This is a genomic window from Pseudomonas sp. BNK-15 (assembly GCF_047456105.1).
GTDB lineage: Bacteria > Pseudomonadota > Gammaproteobacteria > Pseudomonadales > Pseudomonadaceae > Aquipseudomonas > Aquipseudomonas putida_E.
The window spans coordinates 3,700,709-3,718,598 of sequence record NZ_CP179898.1 but is presented as its reverse complement, the minus strand read 5'-3'; the positions used below and the strand labels follow the sequence as shown (position 1 = coordinate 3,718,598).

Genomic DNA, 17,890 nt, shown 5'->3' with positions numbered 1-17,890 from the left:
GAATTGGGGCCGCTAAGCGGCCCCAATTACATCACTGAAACGATCAGCGCTTGTCTTCAACCTTCCAGGCATTACCGTCGTAGAACGCCTTCCACCCGGTAGGCTTGCCATCGACCTCGGACTGCACGTATTGCTCTTTGGTCTTGCGGCTGTAGCGGATCACTGCCGGGCGACCCTCGGGGTCTTTCTGCGGCGCATCGCACAGGAAGTGGTACTTGGGGTCGATCTCATGCTTGTGCGGCACGATCTCCAGCACCAGCGGCGCACGGGTCTCGCGATTCTTGGGGAACTGGCTGGCTGCCAGGAACAACCCAGAAGCACCGTCACGCAGCACGTAGGTGTCGTCGACCTTCTCGCACTTGAGCTCTGGCATGTCCACCTTGTCCATCTTCGGTGGTGCCGCCTCGCCACTCTTGAGCAGCTTGCGGGTGTTCTTGCACGCAGGGTTGGTGCAACCGAAGAACTTGCCGAACCGGCCGGTCTTGAGCTGCATCTCGCTGCCGCACTTGTCACACTCCAGGCTCGGCCCTTCGTAACCCTTGATGCGGTAACTGCCCTCTTCGATCTCGTAGCCGACGCAATCAGGGTTGTTACCGCAGATATGCAGCTTGTGCTTCTCGTCGAGCAGGTAGGCATCCATGGCCGTGGCGCAGATCGGGCAGCGGTGCTTGCCCAACAGCACGCGCGACTCCGATTCACCTTCGTCGTCCGCAGCGATTTCATCGCCCGGCACCAGGTTGACCGTGGCCTTGCAGCGCTCTTTGGGCGGCAGGCTGTAACCCGAGCAACCCAGGAACACGCCGGTGGAGGCAGTCCGGATCATCATCGGCCGCCCACATTCCTTGCACGGAATGTTGGTCATGGTCGGTTGGTTGGCACGCATGCCGCCTTCGGCTGATTCTGCCGTCAGCAGTTTCTTGCTGAAGTCGCCGTAGAACTCGTCCAGAACGTTCTTCCAGTCACGCTCGCCCTGCGCCACGTCATCCAGGCTCTCCTCCATGACGGCGGTGAAACCGTAGTCCATCAGGTTGGCGAAGCTTTCCGACAAGCGCTCGGTAACGATGTCGCCCATCTTCTCGGAGTAGAAGCGGCGATTGTGCAGTGTTACGTAACCGCGATCCTGGATGGTGGAAATGATGGCTGCGTAGGTCGACGGGCGGCCAATACCGCGCTTTTCCATTTCCTTGACCAGGCTGGCTTCGGTAAAGCGCGCAGGTGGCTTGGTGAAGTGCTGACTGGGGTCGATCTGGATCAGCTTGAGCGCTTCACCCTGGACCATCTCGGGCAACACGTCATCTTCGCCCGGCTTGCTCTGCTGAGGCAGCACACGGGTATAACCGTCGAACTTGAGGATGCGACCTTTGGCACGCAGCTCGAAATCACCGGCAGCCACGGTCACACTGGTGGACAGGTACTGCGCAGGCGGCATCTGGCAGGCGAGGAACTGGCGCCAGATCAGCTCGTACAGGCGCTCGGCGTCACGCTCCATGCCGCTGAGCTTGGTTGGGTGCGTATTGACGTCGGAAGGACGAATCGCTTCGTGGGCCTCCTGAGCGCCTTCTTTGCTGCCGTACACCAGCGGTGCTTCGGGCAGGTACTGCTTGCCGAACTCACGCTCGATGTAGCTGCGCGCCATGTCCAGCGCGTCGACCGACAGGTTGGTCGAGTCGGTACGCATGTAGGTGATGTAGCCCGCTTCGTATAGCCGCTGAGCCATCATCATGGTCTTCTTCACGCCGAAGCCCAGGCGGTTGCTTGCAGCCTGTTGCAGGGTGGAGGTGATGAACGGTGCCGACGGCTTGCTGCTGGTCGGGCGGTCTTCACGCTTGAGCACGCTGTAGCTGGACGCCTTGAGCTTGCTCAGTGCAGCCATGGCCTGCGCTTCGTTCAGCGGCTTGAAGGCCTCGCCTTTCTCGCGGGTCACCTCGAAACGCACCTTGGCGTCCTTGGCAGTGCCAAGGTCGGCGTGCACCTCCCAGTACTCTTCGGGGATGAAGGCACGGATCTCGCGCTCACGCTCGACCACCAGCTTCACGGCCACCGACTGAACACGCCCGGCCGACAGGCCACGGGCGATCTTGGCCCACAGCAGTGGCGAGACCATGTAGCCCACCACGCGGTCAAGGAAACGGCGCGCCTGCTGGGCATTGACACGATCGATATCCAGCTCGCCGGGCTTCGAGAACGCATCCTGGATGGCTTTTTTGGTGATTTCGTTGAACACCACACGCTTGTAGCGGGTGTCGTCGCCACCGATGGCCTCGCGCAGGTGCCAGGCGATGGCTTCCCCTTCGCGGTCCAAGTCGGTCGCGAGATAGATGGTGTCAGCATCCTTGGCCAGGCGGCGCAACTCTTCGATCACCTTTTCCTTGCCAGGCAGGATCTCGTACTTGGCCTTCCAGCCGTGCTCGGGGTCGACGCCCATGCGCGCCACCAGCTGGCGACGGGCCTTCTCTTTCGGCGACAGGGCCGGCGCCTCACCCGCAGCCTTGCCACGCTTGGCGGCCGGCTCTTTGCTGGCGCTGGCCGAACCGCTGGTGGGGAGGTCACGGATGTGGCCGATACTCGACTTCACCACGTACTGGTTGCCCAGGTACTTGTTGATGGTCTTGGCCTTGGCCGGGGATTCCACAATGACCAGCGATTTGCCCATGGATCGGAGTATTCCTGAATCTGAAGATGAAAAACGCGTCAGGTGCCGGACGCGGCACCGCTATATATAGTGGCAATAGAGTGAGGTCAAGCGCGGTCGTTCACTCGTGCGCCTTGCCAAGCCGTTCAGGCAACCCTTCTTCGGCCTTGACCAAAGCAAAGCGTGGCACCTGCTCGCCGTCAACCTCGACCGACTCCTGGAACATCGAAAGTGGTCGTACCCAGAAGCTGTGGTCACCATACAGGCATTGGTAGAAAACCATCCACTCTTCGCTTTCGGAGTGCCGTGCGACACTGAAGACACGGTACTCAGGCCCTTTGTAATGCCGGTATACGCCTGGTTGTATCTGCATGTCGCCTTCCCTCTTGAAACAAATTCTGTAAAAAAACAAAAGCCGGGGCACAAGGCCCCGGCTGCTGTCCCGCTACGCGATCAGACGCGTTCGAAGACAGTGGTGATGCCCTGACCGAGGCCGACGCACATGGTGGCCACGCCCAACGTACCGCCATTTTGCTTCATGACGTTGAGCAGGGTGCCGGAAATGCGTGCCCCGGAGCAACCGAACGGGTGACCCAAGGCAATGGCGCCGCCGTGCAGGTTAACCTTCTCATCCATCTTGTCGAGCACTTTCAAATCTTTGAGCACTGGCAGGGCCTGTGCAGCAAAGGCTTCATTGAGCTCGATGAAGTCGATATCGGCCATGGTCAGCCCGGCACGCTTCAGGGCTTTCTGGGTCGACGGTACAGGGCCGTAGCCCATGATCGCCGGGTCCACACCAGCCACTGCCATGGAGCGGATCACCGCCAACGGCTGGATACCGAGGTCCATCGCACGCTGGCCAGACATGACGATCATGCACGAAGCGCCATCGGTAATCTGCGACGAAGTACCGGCTGTGACCGTACCACCTTTGGGGTTGAACGCAGGCTTGAGCGATGCCAGGCCTTCAAGGGTGGTTTCCGGGCGAATGGTCTCGTCGAAGTCGAAGACCTTCAGGAAACCGTTCTCGTCATAGCCCTGCATCGGGATGATCTCGTCCTTGAACTTGCCTTCGACCGTCGCCTTGTGTGCGAGCTGGTGCGAACGCAGGCCGAACAGGTCCTGTTGCTCACGGGTGATGCCGTGCATCTTGCCGAGCATCTCGGCAGTCAGGCCCATCATCCCGGAAGCCTTGGCAGCGTGCAAGGACAGGTGCGGGTTGGGGTCCACGCCATGCATCATGCTGACGTGCCCCATGTGCTCGACACCACCGACCACGAACACGTCGCCGTTGCCGGTCATGATCGCCTGGGCGGCGGTGTGCAGCGCGCTCATCGACGAGCCGCACAGGCGGCTGACGGTCTGGGCGGCCGAGGTGTGCGGGATCTGGGTCATCAGCGACGCCATGCGGGCGATGTTCCAGCCCTGCTCCAGGGTCTGGTTGACGCAGCCCCAGATCACGTCCTCGACTTCTTTGGGGTCGACCTTGCCGTTGCGCTCCAGCAGCTTGCTGATCAGGTGCGCAGACATGTCTTCAGCACGGGTGTTGCGGTGCATGCCACCCTTGGAGCGGCCCATCGGGGTGCGACCGAAGTCGACAATCACCACGTCTCTTGGATTGAGGCTCATATCAATAATCTCGCTCTACTCTCTCAAAGGCGTTGGCTGCTCAGCTGAAGAAGCGCTGGCCGTTCTTGGCCATTTCGCGCAGCTTCGCGGTCGGGTGGTACAGCGGCCCCAGATCGGCGTACTGATCAGCCAGGGCAACGAATTCGGCCACACCGATCGAATCGATGTAACGCAGCGCACCACCACGGAACGGAGGGAAACCAATGCCGTATACCAGGCCCATGTCCGCTTCGGCAGCGGTTTCGACGATGCCGTCTTCCAGGCAGCGCACGGTCTCCAGGCACAGCGGGACCATCATCCAGTTGATGATGTCTTCGTCGGTGACTTCACGCTGCTCGAAGACGATCGGCTTGAGCACATCGAGCACGGTGGCGTCGAAGACCTTCTTCGGCTTGCCACGCTTGTCGGTTTCGTAGGCATAGAAACCCTTGCCGTTCTTCTGGCCCAGGCGATTGGCCTCATACAGGGCGTCGACGGCCGAGCGGCGCTCGTCCTTCATGCGGTCCGGGAAGCCTTCGGCCATCACATCGCGGCCGTGGTGGCCGGTGTCGATGCCGACCACGTCCATCAGGTAGGCCGGGCCCATCGGCCAGCCGAACTTCTCCATGACCTTGTCGATGCGCACGAAGTCGACACCAGCGCTGACCAGCTTGGCGAAGCCGCCGAAGTACGGGAACAGCACGCGGTTGACCAAGAAGCCCGGGCAATCGTTGACCACGATCGGGTTCTTGCCCATCTTCTTGGCGTAGGCCACGGTGGTGGCGACCGCCACTTCACTGGACTTCTCGCCACGGATGACTTCGACCAGCGGCATCATGTGCACCGGGTTGAAGAAGTGCATGCCGACGAAGTTCTCGGGGCGCTTGAGCGCCTTGGCCAGCAGGTTGATGGAGATGGTCGAGGTGTTGGACGCAAGGATCGCATCCTCTTTCACCTGGCCTTCCACTTCAGCCAGCACTGCCTGCTTGACCTTCGGGTTCTCGACCACGGCTTCGACGACGATGTCGACGTTGGCGAAATCACCGTAGGACAGTGTCGGGCGAATGGCATTGAGTGCCTCGGCCATCTTCGCCGGAGTCAGGCGGCCTTTTTCGACGCGGTTGCCGAGCAGCTTGGACGCCTCGTTCAGGCCCAGCTGGATGGCTTCCTCGCGGATGTCCTTCATCAGGATCGGGGTGCCCTTGACCGCCGACTGGTAAGCGATGCCGCCACCCATGATGCCGGCGCCGAGCACGGCAGCCTGCTTCACATCGTGAGCGATTTCGTCATGGGCCTTGGCTTTGCGCTTGAGCTCCTGATCATTCAGGAACAGGCCGATCAGGCTTTGGGCAACCGAAGTCTTGGCCAGCTTGGCAAAGCCTGCTGCCTCGACTTCCAGCGCCTTGTCGCGACCGAAGTTGGCGGCCTTCTGGATCGACTTGATGGCTTCGACCGGCGCCGGATAGTTCGGGCCGGCCTGGCCAGCGACGAAGCCCTTGGCAGTCTCGAAGGCCATCATCTGCTCGATGGCATTGAGCTTGAGCTTTTCCAGCTTGGGCTGGCGCTTGGCCTTGTAGTCCAGCTCACCGCTGATGGCGCGCTTGACCAGGTCGAGGGCACCGGCCTGCAGCAGTTCAGGGGCGACGACGGCGTCGACCGCACCGACTTTCAGGGCGTCTTCAGCGCGGTTTTCCTTGCCGGCGGCAATCCACTCGATGGCGTTGTCCGAGCCGATCAGACGCGGCAGGCGCACGGTACCGCCGAAGCCAGGGTAGATACCCAGCTTGACTTCCGGCAGGCCGATCTTGGCAGAGGTGGACATGACCCGATAGTCGGCCGCCAGGCACATTTCCAGGCCGCCGCCCAGGGCGATGCCGTTGATCGCGGCAACGGTCGGCACGTCGAGGTCTTCGAACGCGTTGAAGATGCGGTTGGCTTCCAGATTGCCGGCAACCAGTTCGGCCTCGGGCAGCTTGAAGTTGTCGACGAACTCGGTGATGTCGGCGCCGACGATGAACACGTCCTTGCCACTGCTGACGATCACGCCCTTCACCGAGGCGTCGGCCTTTATGGCATCGACGGCCTGGCGCAGCTCGTCCAGGGTCAGGCGATTGAACTTGTTGACGGACTCACCCTTGAGGTCGAACTTCAGTTCGACGATGCCGCTTTCAAGAGCCTTAACCGTGATGGCTTTACCTTCGTAAATCATCAACTGATCTCCACGATATGGAAGCTGAACTGTACACGCCGATCGCTGGTGGAAAAGCAGCGCTTCGCTGCTCTTGCCCAGGCACACCCGTCAGCGCGCTAGTCGGGATTCTGGATGAGCGCTGTGACATACAAACGCTCAATTCATACGCCCGTTTGATTTGGGTATGCACACATTCTCCGAAAAGGTCGGCGTTGTCAAATGCTCACAGGCATGGTGGAAACGCGACTTTCCGGTCATTTTCTAGCGTCTGGGTATAAATCATGATGACAGTGATTGCTGATCATTCATGTCAGCGATTGACCACAAGAAGTACACCGCAGCATTTTTCGATGCACACCGCTGCAGGTTGGCTACACTGCGACTGGCTTCAAGAATTTCCCGGCCTGCCTGGCCTTTTCTGCTCTGCAGAAACGACAAAGCGGCAACTTGGCATCTGCCCCTGATGGGGTCCTGCCAAGTTGCCGCTTTGTCGTTGAAACGATGTCAGGCGAGGGTTTCGAAGGCGTAGGCAATATCCTGCAACACAGATTTGTCACCCCGCTCGCTCCAGTACAGCGCGAGCATGCGCTTGTCGGCTTCGACCTTGTAAACAGTCCCCGGCAGCCGTGAGAAAACATCATTCAGACGCGGTTCCTCACACACTTCACGCCATTGGTTCCACCACACACCAGGGCTGACCTGCCAGTAGCACCAGCTGTCTTCACGCCCACGCCGGCGCGCCCGGTGGTACTGCGGGCAGGGGCTGGGCGGCTCTTTTTCCAGCCAGTGCGGCCACTGCTGCGGTGCCAGTTGCATGGCCAGCCCCATGCGCCGCGCCTCCAGGCGCAGGCTCATCTGCTCGCCTTGCTTGCGCGACTGGCGCAGCCAGGCAAACGGGCTGAGAATCAGCGCAAGGATTGACACCACCAGCAATACCGTCATATCTGTAGATCCCATAAAGCGTTGCAAATGAGCGGGTTACTCGGTTTCACGCAAGACCCGCCCGAAGCGACCATACTTCTACTATCGCGATTGTCAGGAGTACAGCTCATGCCTTACGAACATCTTCTGGTCGCCGTCGACCTCACCGAAGAGTGCGACCCGGTGATCAAGCGAGCCATGAAGCTCGCCGAGCCCACAGGCGCCAAGGTCTCGCTGGTGCATATCGTCGAACCCATGGCCATGGCCTTTGGCGGTGACGTGCCAATGGACCTGTCGCAACTGCAACAGCAACAGTTCGACCAGGCCAAGGAGCGCATGGAACGCCTGTTCAACAAATACCCCGAGATCAACCGCGGTGATTCTCACCTGACCTATGGCCAACCGCGCCAGGAAATCCACCAGCTGGCCAAGGAGCAGAACTGCGACCTGATCGTGGTTGGCAGCCATGGCCGCCATGGCCTGGCGTTGCTGCTGGGCTCAACGGCCAATGACGTGTTGCATGGCGCGCCGTGCGATGTACTGGCGGTGCGGTTGCAGAAGAAAGAATGATCCAGGCTGCCCGGCCTCATCGCCGGCAAGCCGGCTCCCACAGAGATCCTGGGGGAGCCGGCTTGCCGGCGATGAGGCCGGGTCTGACTTAGCCTTCCAGCTCGGCCCAGCGCTCTACCAAGGCATCCAGCTCGCCCTGCATCTGCTCCAGCTTGGCCAGCACCGCCGAGGTCTCTTCGATCGGCCGCTGATAGAAGCCCGGCGCGTTGACCTCTTCCTGGGCCGCCGCCATACGCTGCTCGACCGCATCGATCTGCCCAGGCAGCATCTCCAGCTCGCGCTGCAGTTTGTAGCTGAGCTTCTTCTTGGAGGCATCCGCTGCGGCTGCGGCTGGCGCCGGCGCCACCTGCTCGTCCTGCTTCTCCACCACCGCACTGTTGAGCTCGGATTTGCCACCCTTGCTCTCGGTCACGCCCAACAGCTTCGGCGAACCGCCCTGGCGGATCCAGTCCTCGTAGCCGCCAACATATTCACGCACCTTGCCCTCGCCCTCGAACACCAGCGTGCTGGTGACGACGTTGTCGAGGAAGGCCCGGTCGTGGCTGACCATCAGCACGGTGCCCTTGTAATTGCACAGCACCTCTTCAAGCAGCTCGAGGGTTTCGACGTCCAGGTCGTTGGTCGGTTCGTCCAGCACCAGCAGGTTGGCCGGTTTGCTGAACAGCTTGGCCAGCAGCAGGCGCGCACGCTCACCGCCCGACAACGCCTTGACCGGCGTGCGCGCACGCTGGGGGCTGAACAGGAAATCGCCCAGGTAGCTGAGCACGTGACGGTTCTGGCCGTCGATTTCAATGAAATCGCGGCCCTCGGCCAGGTTGTCGATCACGGTTTTTTCCAGATCGAGCTGGTGGCGCATCTGATCGAAATAGGCGACTTCCAGTTTGGTGCCGCGCTCGACCTTGCCCGAGGTAGGCTCCAGGTCACCGAGCATCAGCTTGAGCAGCGTGGTCTTGCCGGTACCGTTGGCGCCCAGCAGGCCGATGCGGTCCTGGCGCTGCAGGACCATGGAGAAGTCCTTGACCAGCATCGGCCCTCCAGCGTGGTGGAAGCTGACATTCTCCAGCACCATCACCTGCTTGCCGGATTTCTCGGCGGCCTCGATCTGGATGTTCGCCTTGCCCTGGCGATCCCGCCGCTCGCTGCGCTCGACACGCAAGGCCTTGAGTGCGCGCACGCGGCCTTCGTTACGGGTACGGCGGGCCTTGATGCCCTGGCGAATCCACACTTCTTCCTGGGCAAGACGCTTGTCAAACAGCGCGTTGGCCGTCTCTTCGGCGGCCAGCGCCGCTTCCTTGTGCACCAGGAAACTGGCGTAGTCACCGTTCCAGTCGATCAGCCCGCCGCGATCCAGTTCAAGGATGCGGGTTGCCAGGTTCTGCAGGAAGGAACGGTCGTGGGTAATGAACAGCACCGCCCCGTTGAAACCGCGCAGGGCCTCTTCGAGCCAGGCGATGGCACCGATGTCCAGGTGGTTGGTCGGCTCGTCGAGCAGCAGCAGATCGGGTTCTGACACCAGCGCCTGCGCCAGCAGCACGCGGCGGCGCCAGCCACCGGACAGCTCGGCCAGGGTTTTGTCGGCAGGCAGTTGCAGGCGGCTCAAGGTGCTCTCCACCACCTGCTGCAGGCGCCAGCCGTCACGGGCTTCGAGCTCGTGCTGAACATGCATGAGTTTTTCCAGGTCATCGTCGCCCTGGATGTTCTGGCTCAGGTGGTGGAATTGGGCAAGCAGTTCGCCAACGCCATCCAGGCCTGCGGCCACCACGTCGAACACTGTCCGCTCGTCAGCCACTGGCAGTTCTTGCGGCAGTTCGCCGATCTTCAGGCCAGGTGCGCGCCAGATCTCTCCGTCGTCGCCCTTCTGCTCGCCCTTGACCAGGCGCAGCATGCTCGACTTGCCGGTGCCGTTACGGCCGATGATGCACACCCGCTCGCCACGGGCGATCTGCCAGGACACTTTGTCCAGCAGCGGCATCGCGCCGAATGCGAGGGACACATCGCTGAATTTGAGCAGGGTCATGTTCGTCTCCAGAAAGCGGGCGCGCATTCTACCTGAGTTGGCCCGTTCCGGCATTAAGTTGACCGCGCTGCCAGGGCATTGCGACATCCGGTCGAACTTAATGCCTTGATACAAGCACAGCGCTTTCACCCGCTGCCGGCAAACAGCTAAGCTAGAACAATAGCTTCCAACAGTGCTGGCTCCGCCGTCACTTTCCCATGGTTCAACTGCCCGGACGTATCATGCGCAGCCGCCTGTTACAGATTGCTTCCTGCCTGCTGCTTACCGCCGCCACCGCCAGCGCGGCGCAGGCCATCGACCTCTCCCAGCAGCGTCAGTACTACGACGAGGCCAAGCGTGCATTGGCCAAGGGCGACAAGGGCCCGTACCTGCGCTATGCCCAGGCCCTGCGCGACTACCCGCTGACGCCCTACCTGGCCTACGACGAACTGACCGCTCGGCTGAAAAGCGCCAGCAACCAGGAAATAGAAGCGTTCCTGGCCAAACATGGCGACCTTCCCCAGGCCAACTGGATGAAACTGCGCTGGCTGCGCTGGCTGGCCGAACGCGGCGAGTGGAACACCTTCGTCAAATACTATGACCCCAAGCTCAACTTCACCGAACTGGACTGCCTCAACGGCCAGTACCAGCTGAGCCATGGCCTGCGCGCCGAAGGTTATGCCAGCGCCGAAAAGCTGTGGAACGTGGGCAAGTCGCAACCGGCCGCCTGCGACACCCTGTTCGGCATGTGGGCCGCCGAAGGTCAGCTGACCGAGGCCAAGCGCTGGAACCGCGCCAAACTGGCAGCCCAGGCGCGTAACTACTCCCTGGCCAACAGCCTGGTCAAATCGCTGACCACGCTTGGCCCGCAAGGCCGCCTGTTAATCGATGTGGCGCAAAAGCCCGAACTGCTCAACCAGCCATCGCGCTTCACACCGGTCAACGAGGCCATGTCCGATGTCGTCAGCCTGGGCCTGCGCCGCCTGGCTCGCCAGGACCCGCAGCGTGCCATGGCGCTGCTCGACGACTATGCACAGCGCATGCACTTTTCCTCGGACGAAAAAGTCGCGATCGCCCGCGAAATCGGTTTGACACTGGCACGCCGCTACGACCCGCGTGCCCTTGATCTGATGACGCGCTACGACCCGCAGTTGCGGGACAATACGGTCAGCGAATGGCGTCTGCGCCTGCTGCTGCGCCTGGGCCGCTGGGAAGATGCCTACGAACTGACCAAGCGCCTGCCGCAGGACCTGGCCAGTACCAGCCGCTGGCAATACTGGCAAGCACGCAGCCTGGAACTGGCCCAGCCAAACAACCCGCAAAGCCTTCTGCTGTACAGGAACGTGGCACGCGAACGGGACTTCTATGGATTTCTCGCCGCCGACCGGGCGCAAACGCCCTACCAGCTCAACAACCGGCCACTGGTGCTGAGCCCGCAACTGGTCAGCAAGGTGCGTAACACTCCTGGAATCCAGCGTGCCCTGGAATTCCATGCCCGCGGCCAGATCGTCGACGGTCGCCGCGAGTGGTATCACGTCAGCCGACACTTCAGCCGCGACGAAATGGTTGCCCAGGCGCGCCTGGCCTATGACCTGCGCTGGTATTTCCCGGCCATTCGCACCATCAGCCTGGCCAAGTACTGGGACGACCTCGATATCCGCTTCCCGATGGCCCACCGCGACACGCTGGTGCGTGAAGCCAAGGTGCGCGGGTTGCACTCAAGCTGGGTGTTCGCAATCACACGCCAGGAGAGTGCCTTCATGGAGGATGCGCGCTCCAGTGTAGGTGCCAGCGGCCTCATGCAGTTGATGCCGGCCACAGCCAAGGAAACCGCGCGCAAGTTCAGCATTCCGCTGGCGTCACCGCGCCAGGTGCTCAACCCGGACACGAACATTCGGCTGGGCGCAGCCTATCTGAGTCAGGTACACGGCCAGTTCAACGGCAATCGGGTGCTGGCGTCGGCGGCGTACAACGCCGGCCCCGGGCGCGTGCGCCAATGGCTCAAAGGTGCCAAGCACCTAAGCTTTGACGTGTGGGTGGAGTCGATTCCGTTCGACGAGACGCGTCAGTATGTACAGAACGTGCTGTCTTACTCGGTGATCTACGGGCAGAAGCTCAATGCACCCCAGCCGTTGGTAGATTGGCACGAGCGGTATTTCGACGACATGTGAAGCAATGCCGCCTCTTCGCGGGCCAGCTCGCGAAGAGGCAGGTACTTGCTACCACTACTCCAGCACTTCGACTTCCATCCCCACCTCAAGCCGACCACGGCCATCCACCGCCAGGTTCTGCCCGAACAGGATGTCACCTTCGCGCTCGCGAAAGGTCTTGAGCGTGGCCAACGGCTCCCGGTCCGGGCTGCGCTCTCCGGTTTCAGGGTCCAGCGTGGTGAAGATGCACCGCACGCTCGGCTTGAGCACGCGAAACTCAAGCCCGCCAATACGAATGCGCTTCCAGCCATCTTCGGCAAACGGCTCTGCACCCTGCACCACCAGGTTCGGTCGAAAACGCAGCATCTCCATGGGCCGGCCAATGCGCCGGTTCAACTCCTGCAGCGACCCCTGGCCAATCAGCAATAACGGGAAACCATCGGGGAAAGCCGCCCTGTCGCTGTTCAAGCCATAACCGCTGGGCAGGTAGCGCGCCCGATGCTCGGGGCAGTGGACCAGTCGCACTGGCTTGCCGAGCAATTGCGATAGCCAGGCTGCGGCCTCATCGCCGGCATCCGGCACACGCAACGTGTCACGCCAGATGGTCACACCGCGCAGGCCGTCATCTGCAGGCGGCACCGCCACCTGCAGAGCTGGCAGGCCCGGGGCCTCCAGCAGCAGCGTACCTGCCGCCCCTTCGCCAGCCTTGAGCTGGCTGAGCTGCGGCCAGGCGCGCTGGGTGAGAAAGCGTCCGTTGTCTTGCTCGACCACCAGCCAGCGCCGGTCACCCGACAAACCCAGATTATCGACCAGTGAAGACTGCAGACATTGCGCCTGCCCCGACTTCACCGGATACCGATACAGCTCGCTCAGAAACATCCCTGCCTGCCTCGTGCCATGCCAAATGCCAGATTATACCCGGCAGCCGCAAGGATCACGCAGTGGTCGAATCCAGTAGCAAACGCTGCTTGACCACTTCGACCAAACGATCAGGCTGGAACTTGGAAAGGAAATTGTCGCAGCCGACTTTCTTGACCATGGATTCGTTGAAGCTGCCTGACAGCGAGGTGTGCAACACCACGTACAGCTTGCGTAGGCGCGCATCACTGCGGATTTCGGTGGTCAGCCGATAACCGTCCATTTCAGGCATTTCCGCGTCAGTGAACACCATCAGCAGTTTTTCGCACACATCTTCGCCTGCATCGGCCCAGCCCTTGAGCATGCGCAAGGCCTTCAGGCCGTCGCTGGCAACATGCAGTTTCATCCCCAGTTGCGAAAGGGTGTCACGCAGCTGCGCCAGCGCCACGCTGGAATCATCCACCAGTAGCACTTCGCGGCCACGGGCGCGAGCCAATATCGGGTCAGCGAGCTTGTCGTTGGAGACCTTCGCGTTGTAAGGCACGATCTCGGCCAGCACCTTCTCGACGTCAATGACCTCCACCAGCTTTTCGTCCACCTTGGTGATTGCCGTCAGGTAATGCTGACGGCCGGCACTGGAAGGCGGCGGCATGATGGCTTCCCAGTTCATATTGACGATGCGATCGACCCCACCTACCAGGAACGCCTGCACCGAGCGGTTGTACTCGGTGACGATGATGGTGCTGTCTGGCCCCGGCTGCAGCGGGCGCATGCCGATTGCCTGGGACAGGTCGATGACCGGCAAGGTCTGCCCACGCAGGTTGACCACGCCACAGACAAACGCGTGGCGCTGCGGCATCAAGGTCAACTTGGGCAACTGCAGCACTTCCTGCACCTTGAACACGTTGATGGCGAACAACTGGCGCCCGGCCAGGCGGAACATCAGGATTTCCAGGCGGTTCTCACCCACCAGTTGCGTTCGTTGGTCTACCGTGTCGAGAATGCCAGCCATTGGAAAACCCCCAGGCTCAAGTCGGAATAATGTGAGTTCATCCACCCTATATCGGCGGTTGCGTACGCAGCTTGACCCTTGAGCGAAAATGCTTCGCGGGCCAATTGATATCACATTAACATCATGCTTTACTGCAGCCAGTCAGCCTTGGGCCCATTGCCTGGAGCAGCTGTCGCCCCCCTAGAGCAATATCAGGGAAACCCTTAGCGTCAACCGGGTGCAACCTGATGTTCGCGCTATCCTTTAGCCATTAATGTGACGCCATTCTCACTGCATGAATGGAGTCAGGCTTTTGCTAGCGAACGACACGGCTTGGCCATCACCCGCTCCCGCGCTGCGGCCCGGGGCCTCATGATGGACAGTTCAGCTTTCGACAGCAGCGCCCTGCAGGACTTTCTGCTGGATGCGCAAGTGTTGCTGACCCAGTCCCAGGAGTGCCTTCAGCACCTGGAACTGATCGCCAATGACCCCGACGCCTGCCATTGCCTCATCAACACCCTCGATACTCTTGCCCGGCGCGCCAGCGGCCTGGGGCTGCTTGAAGTCGCCCAATACGCCTCTGCCTTGCAGCAACTGCTCGCTCCAGCCTGCAGGCAGTTGCACCTGCACAATCATGCTTTGCCTGCATTGGCGGCCTGCCTGACCCTGCTGGCCTGGCAACTGGAGCTTGTCGATGCGCACACCGGGCGGCTCGCCCTTGATGCCAGCGAACAAACCAACTTGCTTGCCGAACTGGCAAAAGCACTGGACCAGCCATTGCCGCAAACGTGTGCGCCTTGACAGGAAACCCGTAGCGAATGTGCTGGCACGCACCAGGCCGGCCCCATGGCCAGTCGCCCAACTTGCGCAGATAAACGCACTAGCAGTCATTGACGGTTTGCAACTAAGGCGACGGTGCTTTACCGAATCAGGATCCAACTTGTGAAGGGCTGAAAGTTGCCACACCCTGTTCTACCGGGATTCGCGCAAGTTGAACCGAGCAGGCCAATCGATGGTGGCTATTTGCTGCTCAAATCAGGCATCGCTCCCCCCTGATCGCCCCGCAAACCTTGAGGTTTCAAAGCATTCCCCGCTCGCGACCAAACCGGCCTGAAGTGATACCATGCGCACTAACAAATACCGGTCACCCGTATATGGATCGCCTCAACGCGCACTTGGCAAATATTGAAAGCACCACGCCAAAGCCTGCGGCAAGACATGCGCAAGGCCTCCATCAGCAAGGTTACAGTGGCTTCCCCTCTATGCTCCCACGCTTGAAGAATGCTCTGCGTTGCCGCTCCCTCGCCACTGTGCTGCGCTGGGCGACTGCATTGCTGTGCGTGGCGTCGCTGTTTGCCAACCTGCTGCTGTTCACCGGCGGCCATGCCATACCGGCCAGCCTGATGCTGTTGCATCTGATAGCAATGTTCGGGGTCGGCTGGCACCTGAGCCAGGGTGCCAGGTCTATCAGCTTGCGCCCGGCAGAACTGGCCGATCGCATGCTCAAAGTCCAGGAAAGCGAACGCCAGCACCTTAGCCGCGAACTGCATGACGACATCGGCCAACTGCTGACCGCTGCCAAATTGCAGCTGGAGTGGTTGCAGCGGCGGCTGCCAAGCGATTTGCAGACGCAATGCGGCGCCCTGCACAGCACACTCGATGACACCCTGAGCAAGGTGCGTGACGTCTCTGCCATCCTCAATCCCCGGCAGTTGGTCAGCCTTGGCCTGGAAGCCAGCCTGCGTGCCCATCTGGTGCGCACGCTAGGCAGCACCGACATGCATTGGAGCCTGGAATGCCATCAAAGGCTGGGTGGCATTTGCGAGGAGGTGACCATGGCTGCTTTTCGCATCGCGCAAGAGGCGGTCACCAACATATTGCGCCATGCCAAGGCGCGCAACCTGACCATCCGCCTGCAGCGCAGCCCCACCGGCCTGAGCTTGTCGATAGAGGACGATGGCCAAGGCTTCATCCCCGCCGCCAATCCGGCTGAGGCAGGCCAGCGCGGCATGGCTGGCATGCAGGAGCGTGCCACAGCGCTCCAGGGCACACTGAAAATTACCAGCCAGCTTGGCCTCGGCACCCGGATCGAGGTCTTGTTCCCATGGCCACCACGCACCCATGAACGCGCCAGGACACCTGCTATCCGATGACCTGTAGACTGCTGCTGGTCGATGACCATTCGCTGATTCGAGCCGGGGTCCGTGCCCTGGTGTCTGACATACCCGGCTACACCGTGGTCGGCGAAGCCGACGATGGCGGCCAACTGCTCGAGCAAGCCCAGCAACTGGCGCCCGACATCGTGCTGCTCGACATTTCCATGCGCTCGACCAGCGGCCTTGATGCCCTCACCCTGCTGCGCGCCTCTGGCAGCACCTGCAAAGTACTGATCCTGTCCATGCACACCGACCCGGACCTGATCATGCGCGCCCTGGAAAGCGGCGCCCACGGCTACCTGCTCAAAGACGCCACCGCAAAGGAGCTGGAGCAGGCACTGGCCGCACTACGCAGTGGCGAGCGCTACCTCAGCCCGGCCATCGCCCACACGGTGATCAACCAGGCGCTGATGCGTGCGCAGCAGGGCAAGCAGCCAAACATCGACCGCCATAACCTCACTGCACGGCAACTGGAAATCCTGCGCCTGATCGTACGGGGCAAATCCACTCGCGAAATCGCTGCCGGGCTTGCCCTTTCGATCAAAACGGTGGAAACCCATCGCTCGCAGATCATGAAACGCCTGCAGATCTACGATGTCGCCGGGCTGGTCCTGTTTGCCGTGCGCGAGAAAATCATCAGCCTGGATGACTGAGCAGCGGCGAGTTTGGCGGCAGGTGCAGGCGCAGCGCCGCAGGCAGGGCCTCGAAGCGCAGGCTGTCAGCCTGTAACGGCTCACCATCGAGGTTGATGTCCAGGCCTTGAGAGCTCTTGATCTCTACCCAGGGCAAGCGCGCACGAACGAACAGCCCTTCGCCGGCCAGCAGCTCACGCAGCGCCCCCACCACTTCTTGCGGTGCCGGCAGGATAGCGATGTCGAGCAGGCCGTCATCCACCAGGGCATCGGCGCACAATACCTGACCGCCACCTGCCTGGCGGCCATTGCCGATGCCCAGCGCCAGCAAGTCACCCTGCCAGTGGAAGTCCGGGCCTTTCAGCTCCACCGACGCGGCCTGCAACTCACTGAAGCGCGACAGCCCGGTGAACAGGTAGGCCGCTGCGCCCAGCACTTTTTTGAGGTCCTCGGAGGTGTTTGCCGTGACCTGACTGCCAAACCCGCCCGTGGCCATGTTCAGAAACATCTGGTCGCCAACCTTGCCCAAGTCGATTGGCCGTGCCGGCATATCCAGCAGCGCCAGCGCCTCAGCCGGCTGCAATGACACACCAGCGGCTTTGGCGAAATCATTGGCGGTACCCAAAGGCAGCAATGCCAGGCTGGCCTGAGTATTTGCCTGCCCCATGGCTTCGGCCACATCGCGCAAAGTACCGTCGCCGCCTCCTGCGACCACATGGGTGTAGCCAGCCGCCAGCGCCTCGGCAACCAGCCGCTGGGCATCACCTGCTTCCCAGGTCACCCGCACATCCAGCGTCCAGCCCCGCTCACGCTGGGCGAGGACGGCCTTGCGCACATCTTCGTTCATCGCCTGCTTGCCGTGCAGGATCACCATTGCCTTACCCATCACGCTTCTCCCAAGGGACCGCTCATTGCAGATCTCGACCACAGGCGCAGGCAGATTGCTGCATGCACCGGCTGATCATGCGCCAACGCCAGACACCCATGTGAACAAAAACCGGTCAGGCCCACATCAACAGGATTGAAAGCTTCGGCCATCAGGCGCATGATCGACAAATATTTGGCCAAAACCGATAAGGCACAATAAACAAGTCGGTTTTTTGACTTTTTGCCGCCAGAGCCTTGGCAGTTCGCAAGCTGCCCATTAGCGCTACGTGCAGCGCCCGAGTCGAGACTGTGAAATGA

At 61.3% G+C, this 17,890-nt stretch carries 14 protein-coding genes; 5 read left to right on the top strand and 9 right to left on the bottom strand.

Annotated elements, in window-relative coordinates; all coding sequences use genetic code 11:
- Positions 1-43 precede the first annotated feature (43 nt).
- The 5 genes from topA to ACMGF5_RS16955 all read right to left on the bottom strand — a co-directional run bounded on the left by topA (position 44) and on the right by ACMGF5_RS16955 (position 7,373).
- Positions 44-2,653 carry a type I DNA topoisomerase gene (gene topA, locus ACMGF5_RS16975; RefSeq protein ID WP_046786461.1) on the bottom strand — a complete coding sequence of 870 codons (2,610 nt, stop codon included), beginning with the start codon at positions 2,651-2,653 and terminating at the stop codon, positions 44-46.
- A gap of 100 nt (positions 2,654-2,753) precedes the next feature.
- Positions 2,754-3,005 carry a DUF1653 domain-containing protein gene (locus ACMGF5_RS16970; RefSeq protein ID WP_115275412.1) on the bottom strand — a complete coding sequence of 84 codons (252 nt, stop codon included), beginning with the start codon at positions 3,003-3,005 and terminating at the stop codon, positions 2,754-2,756.
- Between the two features lie 80 nt (positions 3,006-3,085).
- Positions 3,086-4,261 (bottom strand): acetyl-CoA C-acyltransferase FadA, encoded by a 1,176-nt coding sequence (gene fadA, locus ACMGF5_RS16965; RefSeq protein WP_003248768.1) that lies wholly within the window; start codon positions 4,259-4,261, stop codon positions 3,086-3,088.
- Positions 4,262-4,301: 40 nt separating this feature from the next.
- Positions 4,302-6,449, bottom strand: coding sequence for a fatty acid oxidation complex subunit alpha FadB (gene fadB, locus ACMGF5_RS16960; RefSeq protein WP_125923171.1), 2,148 nt, complete (start codon positions 6,447-6,449; stop codon positions 4,302-4,304).
- 486 nt (positions 6,450-6,935) lie between these two features.
- On the bottom strand, positions 6,936-7,373 hold the full coding sequence (locus ACMGF5_RS16955) for a hypothetical protein (RefSeq protein ID WP_039601787.1): 438 nt from the start codon (positions 7,371-7,373) through the stop codon (positions 6,936-6,938).
- A gap of 108 nt (positions 7,374-7,481) precedes the next feature.
- Here ACMGF5_RS16955 and ACMGF5_RS16950 point away from each other — a divergent pair, with 108 nt between their 5' ends.
- Entirely contained in the window at positions 7,482-7,922 is a 441-nt protein-coding gene (locus tag ACMGF5_RS16950; protein WP_012313557.1) for a universal stress protein, read from the top strand.
- An 88-nt stretch (positions 7,923-8,010) separates the two neighbouring features.
- On the opposite strand, the gene ACMGF5_RS16945 is transcribed toward ACMGF5_RS16950, so the two are convergent.
- Positions 8,011-9,939: an ATP-binding cassette domain-containing protein gene (locus ACMGF5_RS16945; protein WP_046786465.1), complete on the bottom strand. Its 1,929-nt coding sequence runs from the start codon at positions 9,937-9,939 to the stop codon at positions 8,011-8,013.
- Between the two features lie 221 nt (positions 9,940-10,160).
- On the opposite strand from ACMGF5_RS16945, the gene ACMGF5_RS16940 reads away from it, so the two are divergent.
- The gene (locus ACMGF5_RS16940) at positions 10,161-12,089 is read left to right on the top strand and encodes a transglycosylase SLT domain-containing protein (RefSeq protein WP_046786466.1); all 1,929 of its coding nucleotides are present in this window, start codon (positions 10,161-10,163) and stop codon (positions 12,087-12,089) included.
- Between the two features lie 54 nt (positions 12,090-12,143).
- Here the strand turns inward: ACMGF5_RS16940 and ACMGF5_RS16935 are convergent, their stop codons facing one another.
- Complete coding sequence (locus ACMGF5_RS16935) at positions 12,144-12,947, bottom strand: MOSC domain-containing protein (protein ID WP_161872362.1); 804 nt, start codon at positions 12,945-12,947, stop codon at positions 12,144-12,146.
- A 55-nt stretch (positions 12,948-13,002) separates the two neighbouring features.
- A complete protein-coding gene (locus ACMGF5_RS16930; RefSeq protein ID WP_046786468.1) occupies positions 13,003-13,938 on the bottom strand; it encodes a chemotaxis protein CheV in 936 nt (311 codons plus the stop codon).
- A 354-nt stretch (positions 13,939-14,292) separates the two neighbouring features.
- Between ACMGF5_RS16930 and ACMGF5_RS16925 the strand changes: the two genes are divergently transcribed.
- The 3 genes from ACMGF5_RS16925 to ACMGF5_RS16915 all read left to right on the top strand — a co-directional run bounded on the left by ACMGF5_RS16925 (position 14,293) and on the right by ACMGF5_RS16915 (position 16,726).
- A complete protein-coding gene (locus ACMGF5_RS16925) occupies positions 14,293-14,718 on the top strand; it encodes a hypothetical protein (RefSeq protein WP_196997744.1) in 426 nt (141 codons plus the stop codon).
- A gap of 461 nt (positions 14,719-15,179) precedes the next feature.
- Positions 15,180-16,070 carry a sensor histidine kinase gene (locus tag ACMGF5_RS16920; protein WP_115275414.1) on the top strand — a complete coding sequence of 297 codons (891 nt, stop codon included), beginning with the start codon at positions 15,180-15,182 and terminating at the stop codon, positions 16,068-16,070.
- A complete protein-coding gene (locus ACMGF5_RS16915; protein WP_046786470.1) occupies positions 16,067-16,726 on the top strand; it encodes a response regulator in 660 nt (219 codons plus the stop codon). Before ACMGF5_RS16920 ends, ACMGF5_RS16915 begins: the two co-directional genes overlap by 4 nt.
- Here ACMGF5_RS16915 and yegS read toward each other — a convergent pair.
- A complete protein-coding gene (gene yegS, locus ACMGF5_RS16910; RefSeq protein WP_217433355.1) occupies positions 16,710-17,591 on the bottom strand; it encodes a lipid kinase YegS in 882 nt (293 codons plus the stop codon). The genes ACMGF5_RS16915 and yegS overlap by 17 nt on opposite strands.
- Positions 17,592-17,890 lie beyond the last annotated feature (299 nt).

Coding starts and splice junctions, on each gene's coding strand:
- topA (WP_046786461.1), bottom strand. CDS start 2,653: ATGGGCAAATCGCTGGTCATTGTGGAATCCCCGGCCAAGGCCAAGACC.
- ACMGF5_RS16970 (WP_115275412.1), bottom strand. CDS start 3,005: ATGCAGATACAACCAGGCGTATACCGGCATTACAAAGGGCCTGAGTAC.
- fadA (WP_003248768.1), bottom strand. CDS start 4,261: ATGAGCCTCAATCCAAGAGACGTGGTGATTGTCGACTTCGGTCGCACC.
- fadB (WP_125923171.1), bottom strand. CDS start 6,449: ATGATTTACGAAGGTAAAGCCATCACGGTTAAGGCTCTTGAAAGCGGC.
- ACMGF5_RS16955 (WP_039601787.1), bottom strand. CDS start 7,373: ATGACGGTATTGCTGGTGGTGTCAATCCTTGCGCTGATTCTCAGCCCG.
- ACMGF5_RS16950 (WP_012313557.1), top strand. CDS start 7,482: ATGCCTTACGAACATCTTCTGGTCGCCGTCGACCTCACCGAAGAGTGC.
- ACMGF5_RS16945 (WP_046786465.1), bottom strand. CDS start 9,939: ATGACCCTGCTCAAATTCAGCGATGTGTCCCTCGCATTCGGCGCGATG.
- ACMGF5_RS16940 (WP_046786466.1), top strand. CDS start 10,161: ATGCGCAGCCGCCTGTTACAGATTGCTTCCTGCCTGCTGCTTACCGCC.
- ACMGF5_RS16935 (WP_161872362.1), bottom strand. CDS start 12,947: ATGTTTCTGAGCGAGCTGTATCGGTATCCGGTGAAGTCGGGGCAGGCG.
- ACMGF5_RS16930 (WP_046786468.1), bottom strand. CDS start 13,938: ATGGCTGGCATTCTCGACACGGTAGACCAACGAACGCAACTGGTGGGT.
- ACMGF5_RS16925 (WP_196997744.1), top strand. CDS start 14,293: ATGGACAGTTCAGCTTTCGACAGCAGCGCCCTGCAGGACTTTCTGCTG.
- ACMGF5_RS16920 (WP_115275414.1), top strand. CDS start 15,180: ATGCTCCCACGCTTGAAGAATGCTCTGCGTTGCCGCTCCCTCGCCACT.
- ACMGF5_RS16915 (WP_046786470.1), top strand. CDS start 16,067: ATGACCTGTAGACTGCTGCTGGTCGATGACCATTCGCTGATTCGAGCC.
- yegS (WP_217433355.1), bottom strand. CDS start 17,591: ATGGGTAAGGCAATGGTGATCCTGCACGGCAAGCAGGCGATGAACGAA.